The sequence below is a fragment of the Vibrio sp. 2092 genome, from assembly GCF_033339635.1.
Classification (GTDB): domain Bacteria; phylum Pseudomonadota; class Gammaproteobacteria; order Enterobacterales; family Vibrionaceae; genus Vibrio; species Vibrio alginolyticus.
In genome coordinates, this window is record NZ_JAWOUY010000002.1 from 544,010 (window position 1) to 561,674 (window position 17,665).

The following is a 17,665-nucleotide window of genomic DNA, read 5'->3' on the forward strand; positions in this document are numbered from 1 at the left end:
TTAATATACAATGAGTCGTTCTAAAGTATTCGGTAGTACGCTAATTATTGCGGGCACTACAATAGGCGCTGGTATGCTAGCGCTTCCACTTGCCTCTGCCGGCATTGGTTTTTCAACTTCTATTATCATCATGCTAGGCTTATGGGCTCTGATGGCTTTCACTGCCTTGCTAATGCTTGAGCTTCATCAACATGCGGAGAGTAGTGCTACACTTCATACTTTGGCGAAACAGATCCTAGGTCAAAAAGGCAAGTGGGTGGCAAGTTTTGCGATGTTGTTTCTTTTCTACTCATTATGTGCAGCGTATATCGCTGGCGGTGGTGCTCAGTTCGGAGACCGCCTTGCACAATGGTTTGACCTCGATATTTCAGGGCCTACATCAACGATAATCTTTACCTTGATTGTGACTTTAGTTGTGACAGTGGGTACCGGTACGGTCGATAAAGTAAACCGAGTTCTGTTCGCGATGAAGCTCATTGCGATGGTTGCGGTGCTTTCTTTTCTTGCTCCAAACGTTACGGAATCTTACTTGTTAAGTATGCCAATCGAACAAGGCCTTGTTGTAGCGGCGATTCCGGTGATCTTTACTTCGTTTGGTTTCCACGGAAGTATACCTGCAATTGTGAATTACTTAGACGGTGACACTTCTTCTTTACGCAAAGCCGTTATTATTGGTTCGACGATTCCACTCGTTATTTATATCTTTTGGCAAATCGTGACGTTGGGTGTGGTTAGCCAAAGTACGCTTGTTGAGAACGGAGGGTTGAGCGCACTGATTGGTCAACTATCTCAGACAGTACACCAATCAAATTTGGGTAGCATTGTTGGTGTGTTTGCTGACTTGGCATTGTTGACATCGTTCCTTGGCGTGAGTTTGGGTCTATTCGAATTTTTGGGTGATACCATCAAAGGAAGTAACGATAAGCCTAATCGTTTGATTGCGGCACTAGTGACGTTTACTCCACCGCTAGGCTTCGCACTTTTCTATCCTCAAGGCTTTATTATGGCTTTGGGCTATGCAGCGATTGCCTTAGCGATTTTAGCCATCTTTTTGCCTTTGGTTATGGTGATCAAGGTTCGTAAATCGGATGATTTTACTGGGGAGTACCGCGTCGCAGGTGGTCAAGGTGCGCTAGTGATAACGGGCATCGCTGGCACTGGCATCGTATTCGCTCAGGTGTTAATTACGCTGGGTGTGCTTCCTGCTCTAGGCTAGTTGTTTAGAACGTTCTTTGAATAACTTCTAGTTACTGAATCCATCGTAATCAATCAGTATTGTTAGGCCAACGAGTTTCGCTCGTTGGCTTTTTTAATCTGGATCAAATTACCGTAAGATATCCGGTGAAAAAATTGGTAGAAATGTGCTTTTATTTCGTACACTTAAGTTGTGGTATATCGATAATTTAAGTGGAGAAAACCGCTCAAAATACCATTGAATTTGCAACACAATGAGCTTTTCTTGTTTCTCTGCTTTGGTGTGGAGGTGAAGCATGGCGCACCGGAGTTTTTACCCGTTTGCAAAACCGCTTAACGAGCAACTGCAAACGCTAAAAGGCAGGATGCAGGCGCACTTGCCATGTATTGATAGGGTGTCATTTGCAAAATATCACCCAGACCAAGATGTGCTCAAATCATTTGCAGAAAGTGAGTTCGACACTTGGTGTTTAGCCCATCACGAATCAGCATTCCGTAAACTCCACCACCTCAATATTGCCTCTAAAAACGCGGTTCCTCGTATCGTCGAAGACCTTCATGATATTAAGCACTGTCCTCGGGTTCAAATTTTACTCAAACACGGATATCAGTCGTCGGCTGCTATTCCTTGTTATGACAATAAAGCTTTTACTGGTTTTGTATTTTTGAACTCCACTCAACGTGATGCGTTTAGTTTAGAAGCGCTGAATGGTCTTAAACCTTATTTCGAAATGATTCGATTTGCGGTTGAATCAGAAACTCAAGTAGTCAATGCGATAGAAACGCTAGCGAACCGAATGCAATGTATGATGCCAGGCTATTCACCTGAGTATTACGCGCATACCAAACGCATGAAGTACTACAGTCAAATTATCGCAACGCAGTTAGCGGATCGTTATCACCTGAATGACGAAATGGTCGAAGATATTGGTATTTTTGCTCAGTTCCATGCGCTCGGTGATAGTCAGCTGCCAGTTGAAATTGCTAGCCGCCGAACAACTTACTCTCAAGAACAAGAGGCGATATTGATTCAACATATTGAGCGTTGTATCGATTCAGCGGATGACATAGTTGCCCGTATCGGAAATCCGGTTCACCCGAGTGTGACTTTGTTTTTGCAGATGATTATTTATCAGTACGAAAATTTAAATGGCACTGGTTATCCGTATGGTTTAACCAGTGATGATATACCAATAGCCGCCCAAATTACGGCTGCCGCAAATGCCTTTGATTTTATGACAACGCACCATCCGTATAGACAAGCGTGGTCCATACCATACGCATTGTTAGAACTTGAAAAATGGGTGTATCAGGGATGGTTATCTCGAGAATGTGTTAATGCTCTGCGAGAGCATCAAGGTTATATAAAGCAAATCATCCACAAATATCCCGAGCACTATACAGGCTTGGGATTAATGTAAAGATCAGTAACGGAGTTGAAATGTTGACGAGGAGGAACATTTAAACAATACTGTTTTTATATACAGTAATAAGTTTGGAGGTGAAGTATGTTGTGGGAAACCCTTGAAAGAGTAAACCGCTTACGCCAACAAGCACTTGCAAATCCTGAGTTTGTTGAGTCAGCAAAAGAGCACGAACAAGCACTTCAGGAGCAAGAATACCATTATCAAACTAAGAAAAAGCGTTCAGCCAAAGACAAACAAGGTAAAAAGTCGCTGGCCGATATCTATAAAGAAGTAGAGTTTGGCGCTGACGCTCGTCATTAATGTATTCACTGCGGCATTTTTCATTTCTTCATACGCTGCAGTATTCGTTCAAATTTATGCGAGAGCAGTGGGAGACCGCTGCTCTCGTTGACCTGCCTATAATTTACTAATGAAGTTCAGCAGAGCAAATTATCACCAACACTTAGCAATTCTCTCAATGATCTTGTTGATGTAATGATAATGACAACGGTTTGCATTTGTATCTTTGTTGTTATATAAAACCTCCCTTATTAATCGTTCTGTTGAATAAGAACGGCAAACGTGATCAACGAATGAGAGCTTTGAATAACTGTTATTCGTAAATGGCTATTAGGTGAAGTAGGGATGTTGGAAGCTAAAGCACTCCAGTTTGAGATTGAAGGCAAGTCATTGCTAAAAGCGTTTGATGTGACATTTGAACCCGGAAAAACATACGCCCTTGTTGGACACAATGGTTCAGGAAAATCCACATTGTTAAAGTTGCTGGCACAGCAACAGCAATACACAGCTGGTGACGTGGTTCTGCATGGAACGAGCATTAACGATCTCTCAGCGAAAAAATTCGCCCAACATATTGCCTACTTGCCTCAGCATCTTCCGGTGACCGACAGTATTTTAGGTCGAGATTTAGTCGGTTTTGGTCGTTATCCATGGCATGGTTTACTTGGACGTTTAAGTAAGAAAGATCACGACATTGTTGAAGAAGCAATGGCGATGACAGGCACACTAAAATACGCAGATCGCTTAGTGGACACGTTATCTGGAGGAGAGCGTCAACGTGTGTGGCTAGCTATGCTGTTAGCCCAAAAAACCGAGTATTTGCTTCTTGATGAGCCTTTGTCTGCGCTAGATATCAGCCATCAAGTCGATATGTTGAAGCTTATCTCTAAACTCAGTCAAGAACTGGGTTTGGGCGTTATTATCGTATTGCACGACATCAACTTGGCTGCACGATTTTGCGACTACATCGTTGCATTACATCAAGGTGATTTGATTGCACAAGGCAATGTTGAACAGGTGTTTACTGAACCTAAGTTGAGGGACATATATGGGATAGAGATGATGATCTCTGACCACCCTGCGGGTTATCCGGTGGCGATGCCAAGCTAAAGGTTGGAATAATGAGCAGTACAAACACTCGACTTAAACATTTCTCTTTCGCTCTCTCACTTAGTGCGCTTTTGGTCAGTTCTTTTCAAGCACTAGCTGACGCATCACCTCGGGTGATGTCGGTTGATTGGACACAAACTGAAACGATGTTGGCTTTAGGGGTCGTACCTGTAGGCGTTGCTCAAGGGCAAGATTACGATGCTTGGGTAAAGTCACCACCGTTACCGCCTCAAACAAAGGATGTAGGGTTAAGGACTCAACCCAATATAGAGCGCATTTACGAGCTCAGACCTGATCGTATTTTTATTGCCCCGTACTTCTCCTCAATGAAGCATCACTTAGTTGATATCGCCCCGGTTACCACCATTGACTTATATGAAAGCGGGATTACAGATTGGTCGGTACTTACCAGTTTCACTCGGAGGTTTGGTGAAGAGCTGGGAAGAGAGGCGGAAGCAGAGGCGCTTATCCAACAATATGAAAAACGTTTTACTTTATTAAAACAGCGTATAAATAAAGGCCAGCCGCCACTACTAATGATTCAGTTTATGGATACAAAGCACGTACGTGTTTTTGGTCAAAATAGTCTTTACTCTCAGGCTATCGAAAAGATTGGGCTGAGTAATGCATGGAATGAAAAGACGAATAGCTGGGGCTTTAGCCTAGTTGGCATCGACAAGTTAGCTGGCATAAAAGCTCAAATTGTTATCGTAGAGCCATTACCTTACGGTGGAGCGGAGCAGCTCTCTCAAGACCCATTTTGGCAATATGTTGTTCAACAATCTGGTGAAAAGGTCATGCAAGTCGCGCCCGTTTGGAGTTTTGGTTCTATGCCTTCAGCCCTCCGTTTCGCAGAGTTAGTTACGGCGAGTAAGGTCGAGGAGTTAACACAATGAAAACGATGCCTTTAAGCTTTGTGGTGTTACTTTCGGCATTTACCTTTTCTATTGGTGCTTTCCAATTGTACCAAGTAAGCTCATTTTCGTTAGCTCTAAGCAGTTTATGGGAGCCTAACTTTCAATTTATAGATTCGGTTTTACTTCACTTTAGCTGGTGGCCTCGAGTCTTCACCACGATTATATCTGGTGCTGGATTGGCGGTTGCTGGGGTATTGATGCAGCAAGTGCTGCGTAACCCTCTCGCTTCACCCACGACACTTGGTGTGGCGAGCGGTTCAAGTTTTGCTTTGATGTTAGCTACGCTATTCGCACCTTGGATGTTGGATATCGCGCCTAATTTGGTTGCTCTCATCGGCGGTGTGATATCGATGGGGTTGGTGATGCTGTTGTCATGGCGACGAGCGTTATCTCCAACGGTTGTCGTTGTTTCTGGGTTAGTGATAAACCTGTACTTTGCATCATTAAGTACGGTTATTCTGATGATGAATACCGAAAAGCTGAATGGCTTAATGATATGGGGAGCCGGTTCGCTTGTTCAGAGTGGATGGGGAGATTTCTCGTATCTTGCCCCTCGAATCGCACTTGCTACGATCATTGCATTTGTGATTGCAAAGCCGTTAAGTCTGTTGGAACTCTCCGAGCAAGGTGCCAAGAGTTTAGGTGTCTCGCTGGCTAAGTTGCGTTTTGTCTGTCTTGGGCTTGCGGTGTTAATCACTTCTTGGGTGGTTTCTGCCGTAGGAATCATCGGTTTCATCGGGTTAGCGGCGCCAGCGATTACTCGATTGATAGGTATCAATAAAATCCAGCATAAGCTTTGGGTATCAATGCTGATTGGTGCCATGTTATTGACTTTAACCGATTTGGTTATTCAGCAACTGCCAGGGCTAATGGCGAGTTTTATACCAACGGGAGCAGCAACCGCTGCACTGGGCGCTCCGTTACTGTTATGGCTGTTACCTCGTTTATCACAAAAGACGCAGAGCCATACTCAAACAGTGTTAACTCGACACCGTCAACATGTTTACAAGCTAAACCCTAAAGCGATCTCATTGGCGTTGATCGGCACGTTAATTTCTGTTGTTCTTTTTGCCACGGTTGCTGTGCAAAATGAAGGGTGGACAAACTTATTTGCTAGCCAAAATTGGATTTTTTTGGAGTGGCGCGCACCTAGATTATTTGCAGCAGCAATTGCGGGGGCAATGTTAGCGATTGCTGGAACCATGATTCAACGCCTAAGTGGAAACCCAATGGCAAGTCCTGAAGTGATCGGTATCAGTTCAGGGACAGCGATGGGATTGATCATCGCGATGTTTACTGGGTTTGGTTCGTCAATTTTCACTCTTTCTCTAGGCGGGTTCGTAGGTGCATTAGCGACGGTATTAGTCATTGTGCTGCTAAACCGTAAATCAGGCTTTCAGCCGGAGCGTATTTTGTTGACTGGTATTGCGATAACCGCACTGATGAATGCAATACAGAGCTTTATTCTAGCCACTGGTGACCCAAGAAGTTATCAAGCATTGGCTTGGTTGTCAGGGTCTACCTACTATGTCTCGGTTGAAACGTTACTCCCGTTGTCTTTATCTGCGCTTGTCTTTATAGGGTTGAGTTTTCTCTGCGTAAGATGGCTAGATATTCTTCCTGTCGGTGCCGCTTCCTCTAAAGCGCTTGGAATTCGAGTTGATCGTTCACGCGCAACACTGCTTCTTTTAGTTGCTTGTCTCACGGTCAGTGCGACATTGGTTGTTGGTCCGATTAGCTTTGTTGGGTTGTTGGCTCCGCATTTAGCTCGCTTATTTGGTTTTAACAAAGCGTCACAACACATGTTATGCGCCGCGATACTGGGGGCAGGGGTGATGTTGTTGGCTGATTGGTTGGGACGACAGGTCCTTTACCCGCAAGAAATACCAACAGGGCTTATGGCGTCTCTCATTGGCGGTTTGTATTTAATGTGGGGTTTACGCCGCTTATAGAAATGAGCTAAGCCTCAACCAAGAAAGTACTTATACAAATAAGCACTCGTAGTGGCATTCGTAACCTATGCGAGTGCTTTATGCAAAACCTCTGGTTTGTCTTTTACGGAAACAACTGGCGATGCCGTAACTCGCTTTTCTTTCAGCGGTCGCTGAAGTCATGAAGGGTTGGTTTGGCTGCCGACAAAAAGGAGAGAATATGACTCGGCAGTTTATGCTGACACCAACGTCGATGGCGGTTGTATTAGCTGTATCAACGCCAAATGTCTTGGCTCAGGAAGATGAAAATATAGTTGTGATTGGACAGCAGCAAGACAGTGCAGTTGGTCCAGATTTTAGTTATCTCGGAGCGAAGAGTCGGGCAGCGACGAAAACTGATATTGCTATCAATGAGACTCCAAGAGCGGTGTCTGTTGTTACGCGAGAGCAAATGGATGATCGTGCCTCTATTAGCATTTCTGACGCACTACAGTACACACCAAGCATTCAAACTAATTATTTCGGCGAAGATAACAAGCAAGATTGGTTTATTATTCGTGGTTTTAAACAGGCGAACAGTGGGTTGTATCAAGATGGTACCCGTTTATATTCTTCTGGCTTCTATAGTTGGCAAATAGATCCGTTTGCGTTAGAGAGGGTTGAAGTTTTACGTGGTGCAGCGTCTGTTCTTTATGGGCAAAACCCTCCAGGTGGGGTTATCAATGTTGTCAGTAAGCGACCTCAATTTGATGGGGGGTCAGGACTTGTATCTTTGGAGTACGGTTCTGAAGACCGTAAACAACTTTCTCTTGACGTAAACTCTGAGGTGAGTGAGCAGCTAGCTTTCCGCTTTCAAGGGTTAGCGAGAAAAAATGGGACGAGAATTAGTAGGGTAGAAGCAGAGCGCATTCTTCTCTCTCCATCGATGACGTACAAATTTAATGAGACGTCTGAAATTACCTTTCTAACGAGCTATCAAAAAGACGACTCAGATCCTTATCTGCAATTTTTGCCAGTTGAAGGAACGTTAACGCCAAACAAAAATGGAAAGATCAGTGATAGTTTAGCGATAGGCAATCCTAACTGGGAGACGTTTGAGCGTGAGCAGATGTCTTTAGGCTATGAGTTTTCTCATGCATTTAATGATACCACTTCATTTGTTCAAGCAGCTCGTTACAGCGAAATGGATGTTAAGCTAAGACAAATGTATTCGTACGTTTACTCGGCTGACGTGCCTGCGTTGGGGCCGGCTTTGGACCCATCAAATGAACGCAAAACCATACTTCGGGGTGCTTCAACAGAAGATGGGTCATCTGATGCTTTTAATATCGATAATCGTTTGATGCACCAAGTAAATTGGGGAAGTGTTGAGCATAACTTGATGTTGGGCATAGATTTTCAAATGATCAGTATCGATGGTAAAGATTTTGCGAATGATCCTATCGTTGCTGATGGTAATGCGCTCTTAAACACACCAATGGGAGCTTTGCCTGACCCTAGGTTTAATGTATTTAATCCTACTTATTCGGATAACATAATGTTACTCGATCCGAATACGCTACAACCATTGAGCGAAACCGATAAGCAAAGAACGAAAATCGATAATCAGCAGCTCGGCGTCTACTTTCAAGATCATATGCTGATCAACGATAAATGGGCGATGTTATTGGGCGCACGTTACGACGATACAAGTAATGAAGTACATAATGTTACCACGGGTGCTCGCACGAAAGTCGATAATGGAGAGTGGACGTTTAGCGTGGGAACGGCTTATATTTCTGATTCTGGCTTCACGCCATACTTTAGTTACTCTCAGTACTTTGATCCAATTATTCAAGAAGACAGCAATGGTAAGCCAGCGAAGCCTGAAAGCGGTGATCAATTTGAAATCGGTATGAAATACCAACCGGATTCATTTGATGGTTATTTCAATATTGCAACGTATCGGGCAACAAAAGAAAACTTGGCTCGTATCTACTTGAGTGAATTAACGCAAATAGGAAAAATAGAAAATAACGGCGTTGAGTTTGAAGCTGTAGCTAATGTGACACCATCCTTAACATTGATCGGGAACATTGCGTACGTTGATGCAGAGATAAAAGAAGACATCAATAAGGCATGGGTTGGCAAAACACCTTCCCAAGTGGCGAATACCGTATCATCAGCTTGGGCACATTATCGTTTCTTTGATGGACCTCTTGATGGCTTTGCTGTTGGCTTAGGCGCGCGCTATACAGGTGAGTCATACGGAGACAATGAAGAGAGACTAAAAGTACCAAGTTATTTCTTAATGGATGCGACGGTCAGTTATCGAATCGGCGATTACAAGCTACAAGTCGCAGCTAAAAACATCGCGGATAAAAAGTACATAGCGACATGTGATGGCTTTTGTTGGTATGGCGACCGACAAAATGTTATTGCAAGTTTAACTTACGACTGGTGAGTTAACGTATAAATAAACACCCCTCACTTTAGGGGGGTTTATTTAGAAATCGGCTTTACGGACAAAGTGCGGGTTTTTGTACTTTTTCTGCGGGCCAAACGATGATACGACAAGTTTGTTCCATAATGTTTTGTCAAACTCACCCTTTGGAATCGAAGGGTAGAGGGTTTCCTCTTCTTCTCTTGCAAAGTTCATATATTGTTTCTTTTTAATTTGATTGTACTTTTTGGCGATCTGGTTATGTTTTCTTACCCACTCCAGCTTGTAATTGTGGAGCACTTTTTCACCATCTTCGAGACTCATTCGAGATAGGAACAGTCGCTTGTATGAGACCTTTCTGTCCAGCATTGTGCGCATAACGGTTTGGATATATTTACCGTGATGCGTAATGGTAATGTCGTTTTCATCAACAGGAGTGACACACCAGCCTTTAGGTAAAAAGTCTGGCTTCTTAAATTGCTTATTACGCTCCATTAGCGCCTGATGTAAAACTAAATCAGAGGTGCCGCGGAACGTCTTTTGCCATTTACCGATACGAATTTGAATCGAACCAGGCAAGCGATAGATGTTAGTAAACTTATCTTTGTCCATGGACTTGTGTCATGAGATTAATGTGCATAATTAGAAAGCGGAATTCAGCCCAATGCCACAGGCAGTAGACTTAAGTACCGTACGATTTTACAACGACCTTGCGTGATATAGCGAGGGGTTATGTCAATAATAGGTAAGAAATAGAAAATTAGTTCACATTATGAAGAAATTGGAAGCTTACAAGGCTAAATTTTGAAGTTACACCAATTATGCCCATGCCGACTAAATAAAAGAAGGCACGGGCATAAAATCACACCGCTTCTTCGAGTTGCTTGGTGTCTTCTTCAATCTGTTGTAGGTGTCGGTTTGCTTGCTGTAACTGATACATTTGAGCATAACGACCATTTTGCGTTAAGAGTGCTTTGTGTGTGCCTTTCTCGACTAACTCCCCATGATGAAGAACAATGATTTGGTCTGCATCTAAGATAGTTGAAAGCCGATGAGCAATAACAACGAGCGTCATGTCTTGTCTGAGGACCGCCAAGCTCTTTTGGATTAAAGCCTCTGTTCCTGAGTCAATATTTGCGGTTGCTTCATCTAATATCAATATCTTAGGTTTTACCACAAGCACACGTGCTAACGCCAAAAGCTGTTTCTGACCTGCAGATAAATTAGTTTCGCCTTGACCTAACTGCGTGTCTAGCCCGTTAGGGTAACGATGAATTTGTTCTGCCAAACCTACCTTGTCTAACGCATCCCATATTTGATTGTCATCAACCGCCCGACTGAGAGAGATGTTTTCTCTGACTGAAGCAGGGAGAATATGTGGATCTTGTTGAACCATTGCCACATCTTTGCGAAGTACGTCTTTCCCTAATGTTTTAAGTGGACGACCATCTATGAGCAGTTCACCACATTGAGTTGGATAAAAGCCCATTAACAGTGACGCTAAGGTGCTTTTACCGCTTCCTGTATGCCCGACAAGCGCGATAAAGTCTTGGTGGGTGGCCTTCAACGAAATGTCTTTTAGGACGTCCTGTTTACCATCGTAGCTAAATGTGAGGTCTTTAAGTTCGATAGCACCTGACCTTAATGGTTGATGATCGCCCCCGTAAGTTTGTTCTTTCGCATCAATCAATTCAAAAACACGTTCGCTTGATACTAACGCCTGCTGAAGTAGAGCAAGTTGCTGAGTCATCTCAATTAGTGGTTCAGTAACTCGCGCAAGATAACTGATAAATGCATACAGTACCCCCACACCAATCAACTCAATACCATTAAAACCAAAGATCGCAACCAAGCAAAGCAACGCAAGACCAGCGAGTAAGTCCATTAATGGTCTTAGCAGATAGCCGTTTAGCCGAATCACTCGTTTAGATGCCACCAGATGCTCTGCGGTTAGCTCGTTGAACTGTTTATTAAAACGCTCTTCTTGTTGCATTAATTGAATGACACTCATCCCTTGAATGGATTCACTCAGATTCGCATTTATATCGGTCAATAGGTCACGCATCTTTCGGTAGCTTTCTGTACTTAGCTGCTTAAACAAGTACATAAAGCCGATGACGATCGGCAGCAATACAAGCACAACGAGTGTGAGCTTCCAGCTCATGAAAAACATAACGCCAAGCATTACGACAATCATGACCACGTTTTTCACCACGGTCGCGATCAAAAGCTCATAAAATTGCTGTAAAGATTCCGTATCGTTGGTGATTCGCGACACCAATTTTCCAGCAGGAGTGTAATCAAACGCAGATAACGGCTGCTTAATCACGCCAGAAAATACTTGCTTACGAATCGCTTTGATCGTGTTAGCCGCGACAATGCTAAATTGCAATGACTGAAAATACTGGAATGTTGCCGATACGATCTGAAGAGCGATATAACCTACTGCTAGCGAAATCAGAACATTTTGTGAATAGTCACCTTTAGCGATGTGCTCATCAATGAAATATTGAATCAACCAAGGGCCGCCGGCGCTGGCTAACGCTGCAATAAACAGTAAGGCGAGTCCTTTAATCATTGGCTTTGGTTGAGATAATGGGTAAGACATTAACCGTTTAAACGTGCTGGTCTGGTTCATTCATTATTCCTCCATCGCCTGCTCTAGTTTCTGATACTCGAACATCTCGGCGTACCAGCCTTGATGCGCTAATAAAGCGCTATGTTGCCCACGTTCAGTAATGTGTCCGTGATTCAATACAATGATCTCGTCTGCTGCTTCCAAAGCGGTGAGGCGGTGCGCAATAACGATTAGGGCTTGATCACGGTAGTGTGTTTCCAAATTCTTAAGGATTTGATGTTCGGTCCGTCCATCAACAGCGGAAAGTGCATCGTCCAAAACCAACACTTGGGCATTCAGCAGCATAGCGCGTGCTATCGCAATACGTTGTTTTTGCCCGCCGGAGAGTGTAATGCCTTTTTCACCAACTTCTGTTTGGTAGCCTTCAGGAAACTTTTCAATATCGTCATGTATACAGGCTAACTTTGCTGCTCTATAGACTTCTTCTTTCTCTGCATTAGGGTTGCCTAAGGCAATATTTTCGAAGATAGATTTGGAGAATAGAAACGGACTTTGGTTAACGACAGCAAAACGGTTGCGCCACTGCGGTAGTAGGGCATCCTTGATCTCGACATCCCCGAATTTAATTGAGCCGTTTTCTAAATCATGTTGACGCAAAAGTAGTGTTAACAGGGTCGATTTTCCGCTTCCTACCGGCCCTGCAACTCCCAACATTTTTCCGGGTTCCAGTTCGATGTTTACTTCCGTCAAAGCGGGCGGTAAATCACTAGACCAATGGAAATCGTCGATATCAATTTTTAACGGAAGTGGTTTATTTTCTATTGGCTTATTGCCACTGATAATTTCTGGCTTTTCATCAAAGATCTCTTGTAATCGGTTCCACGCAGCAGAGCCTCTTTCTAAAATGTTAAATAGGAATGCGAATGCCAGCATCGGCCATATCATCAACCCTAAATACATCGTAAATGCGGTCAGATCACCAAGCGTGATCTCACCTTTATCAACAAGGTAAGCACCAGCAGCGACACTAAGAAGAAAAGAAAGACCGATGGTTAACTGAATTGCCGGGTCAAATCTAGCATCGACTCTTGCGACAGCGATGTTCTTTTCGCCAGTATCATCCACAACCTCTTCAAAACGTTGCTGCTCTTGGTTTTCTAATCCGAAAGCACGCAGCATTCGCACGCCATTAAGTGACTCTTGTGTCATGTCTGACATGGTAGAAAAGGCTTCCTGAGCGACACGAAAGCGTTGATGTAGGATACGCACAATAAAGAAGATGATGATGGCAAGAAATGGCATTGGAAGAAGCGCCATTACGGTGAGCTTCCAGCTTACTTGCGTTACCATAATGATTAAAACCGCAATACCAGTGATCAAAGAGTCTGCGGCGGTTAAAACCCCTTCGCCGGCTGTCATAACGATATTACGCACATCATTAGTGCCACGAGCCATCAGATCCCCCGTCTTGTAACGTTCAAAAAAACGAGGTGGCTGTGTCGATAAATGCCTATATAGACGGTTACGTAGAATGGTCCCGAGCTCCCAGCTTGCGCCGAAAAGCCAAATTCGCCATAAGATGCGACACCCATAAATAGTAAAGATCAGTACAGTTAACCCTGAGAGCCATAGAATCAGCGTATTTGTATCTAAAGTGTTGTCTACGACGCCATCAACTATGATGCCAACTGCTTTGGGCGGAACAAGCTGTAGTGCTGATATCACAGCGAAAAGCAGAATGGATCCGACATAGTGCCTCCACTTTTGTTGGAAATACCAACGTAGCTGCCAGAATATTCTCATTACGCCTCCCGCTTTAAATTATTGAATTTGTTATAGAACTATTATTGAGCGAAATGATGAGTTTACAAGCACAAGTTATAGGCGGGTTTAAAAACGATAGATTGTTTCAATTATAACCATGTGTCGGCGCAAATTACTGGTTTTATCTCTATGAGCTAACTGTGCGACGACATTATGTGAAATAGTTGTTAATGTTGGTTTTGGAGCCATGACCTTGCAATAACGATGAAGACACCAAAAGTAAAAGTGTTACTGCCACTCTCTATGGGAATTAGCAATCGTCAGTTTGTATTTTGTATTTCACTTGGCCACCAGGAGTTTCTGGGTAGTAAACTTCGACATAACACATATGTTCTGGACCAACAGGCTTGTTTGCAAAACCAATAAGGAAGTAGGGCTCGTCTGGGCTATCTACCCCATACCAAGTGTTGATAGTGAGTTGCGGATCAAAGCCTGCTAGCTCTTTTGCTGGAATAACATTTTTGATAAATCCAAAGTAACCAATTAGGTCGTTATGGCCGTCATTATCTAGATCAATGTTATATTGTATGCCGCCATCTACTGTCTCTTGAGATTGAATCACTGCTTTGGTGTAGACAAAGTTGTTGGCGGTCATGAGTGCTTCTCTGGCTCCATATAGAACCGCCACTCTGGCATCTTTTTGTAAGCCAAGAAATTTAGGAAATGCAACGACGCTTACAATACCAAGAATGATGATGCACACAATGAGTTCAATAAGAGTAAATCCTTGAGAGCGACGCACAGCCTTTCTCCATGTTTTAGAAACGAATAGGCGGCTATTCTGATATAGAAACTTTCAGGTCAAGTATTAAAAAAGGATGATAGTAAGAGATCGGGATTGCAAATCTCAAATATAAAACAAGTTGCTTATTTTCGAGATGAGGAGTGATTTTGATAAAAACCAAGGAATGAACTCGAGAGGATAAAATCCTCCCGAGTAAAGCGACTAAGATTCGTGTGTCAGAGCACTGCTGTTACGTTTAAAAATGAATCGCCAAATAAATAAGACAATTGCGATGTAACCTAATCCTACACCAAGCGCTTGCCAGTGCATGCCGTTATACATCGCGATTGGCATCAAAGAGATGATGAAGATGTCAGTGATTGAGCCAGGGACATAAGCGATGGCGTAATCATCAAGCACCTTGCTACGCATTTTTGGATCAACAATGCGAAGCAACGCAATACCCATGGCAACTGTACCGGTTAACCAACCCCAAGAGAAAATGCCTTTCTCGAACCAATCTTCTCCCATGATACGTGGGGCAACCCAGAAGATTAGCCATAGTGTGAAGGCGATACCGCCGATTGCAAGCACTACCATCGGCATTAAATACTGGGCTAAGACGGTAATCTTGATGGCTGAGATACCAAAGATAATCAAATAATCGGTACTGATGCCCGCAGCATGTTTGAATGCACCGTCACAAAGATAGCGTGAAGCTTTCGTTTGTTTCGCGACGATTCGCACGAGCATGCCGCCAAGGAAGCCAGTTACGAACGTAGGAATTTGTACCTTATCGTGGAAAGAAGATAAGTAGTTAGCCGCTACATACGAGAAAGCCGTTACCACTACAACCAACGCCGCGTGAATCGCGAAAGAATCGACTGACAGGGAAGACATGGTGTCTTTCATTACCGGTTCTTGATCAACAGGCTTAACAAGGCCTTTGCGTTCGTGTTCATCCATGCTGTCGAAGGTCGTAAAGCTACGAATCCAACCCATCTTCAATGCGAATTGCAGCATGAGCATGCCGACAGAAATTGAAATGAAAATACCCACGGTTGCGAACGTTAAGCCAAGTGTGAAGCCATCTTCCCAACCAAGCCCCGTGAAGATTTCACCAACAACAGATGCAGAGCCATGTCCGCCCATAAAGCCCGCAGACATTGTCACACCAAAGCCGGGATTAATCTCTGGCCAGAAGAAGGTTGTGAGAACTAGACCAAACATTGCCGCAAACAACCACTGAGAAACAGAAGCGATTTGGTTAAACGCCCACAATGAGCCAGCACGCTGTGCGACGGTTTTAGGTGATGGAACATCCGTTGCCAGACCTAACGCAGAAAAAAGTGCAGCTGTTAATAGGCTTGCGTTAGCGGTAAACGTATCGGTCCAAGGCAGTACGTCTAACAGGGCTGGTCCAAAAATTAGACCGAATAATCCTGCGAGAACCGCCGATGGAATGTACATACGCTGTAGTAATGGCGCGTGAACGCGAATGACTTTTGCCAAAATCAATAGTAAGCCAGCGATGGCTAAGTCAGTCAGCATTAGACCTTTAGGCATCTTATCCTCCAGTAAATGCAGTCAAGGGGTAGCGTCCTTGTGACCTACCTTGAATAAAAATCTCTCTCAAGCCAAAAAGTCACATACGTGACTAAAAGCGTTGAGAAATCAATGTCGTTTTCATAAGCAAAGGAATGTGCTTATGCAATTTGAAATGAGTGTAAATGTTGTGATTGCACACGAACAGGAAGAGAAGTTAGATTAAATTTCTCGATATTTTTTTGATAGTTCACTCAGGAAAGGCGGCAATCCTAGTCACTTTGTCAGAGCAATGCAATTGGTGTGAATCAATAAATTATGCCTAGTTAATGGGTGTCTCTGACTAACAACATGAAAAATAAAGACAATTAACAAGCAATAATATTTGTCATATCGACAATAAAAGTTAATTAAATGGTTAAATTGTCGCCGCTTTATGGGGTGACGTTATGGATTCACATGAGAAAGAATAAAATCGACCAAGGTACGGTTTTTAAGGGAAAGCTGTTTTGAACGGTAAAGCAGGTGGATCGGTTTTGGCTTGGGAGCATGTTGCTGGAGAATTTCTACCAAGGCACCAGATTGGATTTCCTGCTCAACTAAGATCTTTGGTTGCATAAGAACACCAGAGCTTTTTAACGCGGCGAACTTAAGTACATCGCCATTGTTAGACGTTAATCGGGTGTTGCTGTTTCCAAAGGTATTAGATGGCATGTTCACCACTTGTTGGCTTTCTCCTTGGTGATACTGAAACCCCAAACAATGATGGTGTGCTAAGTCATCAAGTGATTGGATAGGGGCATGTTGCTCAAGGTAAGAGGGTGAGGCGCAGTAAGTCATGTGGTATTCACCCAATTTTCTCGCGACTAACGACGAATCGACCAACTCACCGATTCGAATAATCACGTCAGCTTCGCTTCGATATGGGTCAATCAAATTGTTGTCCAACATTAGCTCAACGTTCAAATCGGGAAATTCAGCTAAGAAGTCAGCCACGATAGGAGCAATGACCTTTTTGCCATACGTGACAGGGCAGTTAACTTTTACAGTTCCGGTTGGACGGTTGATCAGCGTCTGGATCAGGTTCTCTGCGTTGGTGATGTCTTCAATAATGCGGTGGCACTCTTGATAGTAGAGTTTACCGGCTTCGGTTAAGGACTGTTTGCGCGTGGTGCGATGAATTAGCTGTGTACCTAAGCTTTGCTCAAGAAAGCTCACGTGCTTGCCAACCATGGTCGGTGAAATATCAAAGTGGTGTGCTGCATTACGAAAGCTGCCGTGTTCGACCACGTAAGCGAAAACTTTCATGCTTGTTAATTTATCCATTACACACCCAGAGTTGATAAAGAAATAACTAAAGCAGAGTTTATCAATCAAATGAGGTTAATTACAGTGGGCGTATGATTAAGAATGGAGAAAGAGAGCCATCATGAGCGAGACGATTTTTGTTACCGCCGAACTGAAAATGAATGCCGATAAGCCAAGACAACAAGTGGTTGAAGCCATTGAACAATTTTGCCTTGATATGCAAAGCGAAGCGGGGTGCTTGCAAGCGAATGCGACCTACGATTCGAAAGACCCACAACGTGTGATTCTTTGGGAGCGATATGAAAACCGCGCCGCGATTGAAGCGCATTTTGCTATGCCGCATACACGAGCGTTTATTGCTGCTGAAGTGGCAGAGTTAGTCCAAGCATTCGAAACCCAAGCTTAA

Annotated in this window: 14 protein-coding genes; 8 read left to right on the top strand and 6 right to left on the bottom strand. The window is 43.6% G+C overall.

The features are described 5' to 3' along the window. The first annotated feature begins 10 nt into the window (after positions 1–10). The 7 genes from R7P80_RS06160 to R7P80_RS06190 all read left to right on the top strand — a co-directional run bounded on the left by R7P80_RS06160 (position 11) and on the right by R7P80_RS06190 (position 9,301). Positions 11–1,216 (top strand): aromatic amino acid transport family protein, encoded by a 1,206-nt coding sequence (locus R7P80_RS06160; RefSeq protein ID WP_033905238.1) that lies wholly within the window; start codon positions 11–13, stop codon positions 1,214–1,216. Positions 1,217–1,490: 274 nt separating this feature from the next. Next, entirely contained in the window at positions 1,491–2,615 is a 1,125-nt protein-coding gene (locus R7P80_RS06165) for an HD-GYP domain-containing protein (protein WP_225491413.1), read from the top strand. Between the two features lie 87 nt (positions 2,616–2,702). Beyond that, entirely contained in the window at positions 2,703–2,921 is a 219-nt protein-coding gene (locus tag R7P80_RS06170; RefSeq protein ID WP_005377723.1) for a hypothetical protein, read from the top strand. Positions 2,922–3,245: 324 nt separating this feature from the next. Continuing rightward, positions 3,246–4,010 (top strand): ABC transporter ATP-binding protein, encoded by a 765-nt coding sequence (locus R7P80_RS06175; RefSeq protein WP_005389081.1) that lies wholly within the window; start codon positions 3,246–3,248, stop codon positions 4,008–4,010. Positions 4,011–4,021: 11 nt separating this feature from the next. Then, on the top strand, positions 4,022–4,906 hold the full coding sequence (locus R7P80_RS06180; RefSeq protein ID WP_047102208.1) for an iron-siderophore ABC transporter substrate-binding protein: 885 nt from the start codon (positions 4,022–4,024) through the stop codon (positions 4,904–4,906). Further along, the gene (gene fhuB / locus R7P80_RS06185) at positions 4,903–6,879 is read left to right on the top strand and encodes a Fe(3+)-hydroxamate ABC transporter permease FhuB (RefSeq protein ID WP_225491412.1); all 1,977 of its coding nucleotides are present in this window, start codon (positions 4,903–4,905) and stop codon (positions 6,877–6,879) included. Before R7P80_RS06180 ends, fhuB begins: the two co-directional genes overlap by 4 nt. A 199-nt stretch (positions 6,880–7,078) precedes the next feature. Continuing rightward, on the top strand, positions 7,079–9,301 hold the full coding sequence (locus R7P80_RS06190; protein ID WP_213893824.1) for a TonB-dependent siderophore receptor: 2,223 nt from the start codon (positions 7,079–7,081) through the stop codon (positions 9,299–9,301). Positions 9,302–9,343: 42 nt separating this feature from the next. Here the strand turns inward: R7P80_RS06190 and R7P80_RS06195 are convergent, their stop codons facing one another. The 6 genes from R7P80_RS06195 to R7P80_RS06220 form a co-directional block, all read right to left on the bottom strand. Further along, complete coding sequence (locus tag R7P80_RS06195) at positions 9,344–9,892, bottom strand: hypothetical protein (RefSeq protein WP_017820633.1); 549 nt, start codon at positions 9,890–9,892, stop codon at positions 9,344–9,346. Positions 9,893–10,142: 250 nt separating this feature from the next. After that, entirely contained in the window at positions 10,143–11,918 is a 1,776-nt protein-coding gene (locus tag R7P80_RS06200) for an ABC transporter transmembrane domain-containing protein (protein ID WP_213866545.1), read from the bottom strand. 3 nt (positions 11,919–11,921) lie between these two features. Beyond that, positions 11,922–13,661, bottom strand: coding sequence for an ABC transporter transmembrane domain-containing protein (locus tag R7P80_RS06205; RefSeq protein ID WP_025766694.1), 1,740 nt, complete (start codon positions 13,659–13,661; stop codon positions 11,922–11,924). 271 nt (positions 13,662–13,932) lie between these two features. Further along, the gene (locus R7P80_RS06210) at positions 13,933–14,424 is read right to left on the bottom strand and encodes a type II secretion system protein (protein WP_005377704.1); all 492 of its coding nucleotides are present in this window, start codon (positions 14,422–14,424) and stop codon (positions 13,933–13,935) included. Positions 14,425–14,628: 204 nt separating this feature from the next. After that, the gene (locus R7P80_RS06215; protein WP_136977073.1) at positions 14,629–15,972 is read right to left on the bottom strand and encodes a sodium/glutamate symporter; all 1,344 of its coding nucleotides are present in this window, start codon (positions 15,970–15,972) and stop codon (positions 14,629–14,631) included. Between the two features lie 426 nt (positions 15,973–16,398). Next, the gene (locus tag R7P80_RS06220) at positions 16,399–17,277 is read right to left on the bottom strand and encodes a LysR family transcriptional regulator (RefSeq protein ID WP_170893805.1); all 879 of its coding nucleotides are present in this window, start codon (positions 17,275–17,277) and stop codon (positions 16,399–16,401) included. 103 nt (positions 17,278–17,380) lie between these two features. On the opposite strand from R7P80_RS06220, the gene R7P80_RS06225 reads away from it, so the two are divergent. After that, positions 17,381–17,665, top strand: a complete 285-nt coding sequence (locus R7P80_RS06225) for a putative quinol monooxygenase (RefSeq protein WP_170893804.1) — start codon at positions 17,381–17,383, stop codon at positions 17,663–17,665.

Coding starts and splice junctions, on each gene's coding strand:
- R7P80_RS06190 (WP_213893824.1), top strand. CDS start 7,079: ATGACTCGGCAGTTTATGCTGACACCAACGTCGATGGCGGTTGTATTA.
- R7P80_RS06225 (WP_170893804.1), top strand. CDS start 17,381: ATGAGCGAGACGATTTTTGTTACCGCCGAACTGAAAATGAATGCCGAT.
- R7P80_RS06170 (WP_005377723.1), top strand. CDS start 2,703: ATGTTGTGGGAAACCCTTGAAAGAGTAAACCGCTTACGCCAACAAGCA.
- fhuB (WP_225491412.1), top strand. CDS start 4,903: ATGAAAACGATGCCTTTAAGCTTTGTGGTGTTACTTTCGGCATTTACC.
- R7P80_RS06180 (WP_047102208.1), top strand. CDS start 4,022: ATGAGCAGTACAAACACTCGACTTAAACATTTCTCTTTCGCTCTCTCA.
- R7P80_RS06220 (WP_170893805.1), bottom strand. CDS start 17,277: ATGGATAAATTAACAAGCATGAAAGTTTTCGCTTACGTGGTCGAACAC.
- R7P80_RS06160 (WP_033905238.1), top strand. CDS start 11: ATGAGTCGTTCTAAAGTATTCGGTAGTACGCTAATTATTGCGGGCACT.
- R7P80_RS06200 (WP_213866545.1), bottom strand. CDS start 11,918: ATGAACCAGACCAGCACGTTTAAACGGTTAATGTCTTACCCATTATCT.
- R7P80_RS06205 (WP_025766694.1), bottom strand. CDS start 13,661: ATGAGAATATTCTGGCAGCTACGTTGGTATTTCCAACAAAAGTGGAGG.
- R7P80_RS06165 (WP_225491413.1), top strand. CDS start 1,491: ATGGCGCACCGGAGTTTTTACCCGTTTGCAAAACCGCTTAACGAGCAA.
- R7P80_RS06175 (WP_005389081.1), top strand. CDS start 3,246: ATGTTGGAAGCTAAAGCACTCCAGTTTGAGATTGAAGGCAAGTCATTG.
- R7P80_RS06215 (WP_136977073.1), bottom strand. CDS start 15,972: ATGCCTAAAGGTCTAATGCTGACTGACTTAGCCATCGCTGGCTTACTA.
- R7P80_RS06195 (WP_017820633.1), bottom strand. CDS start 9,892: ATGGACAAAGATAAGTTTACTAACATCTATCGCTTGCCTGGTTCGATT.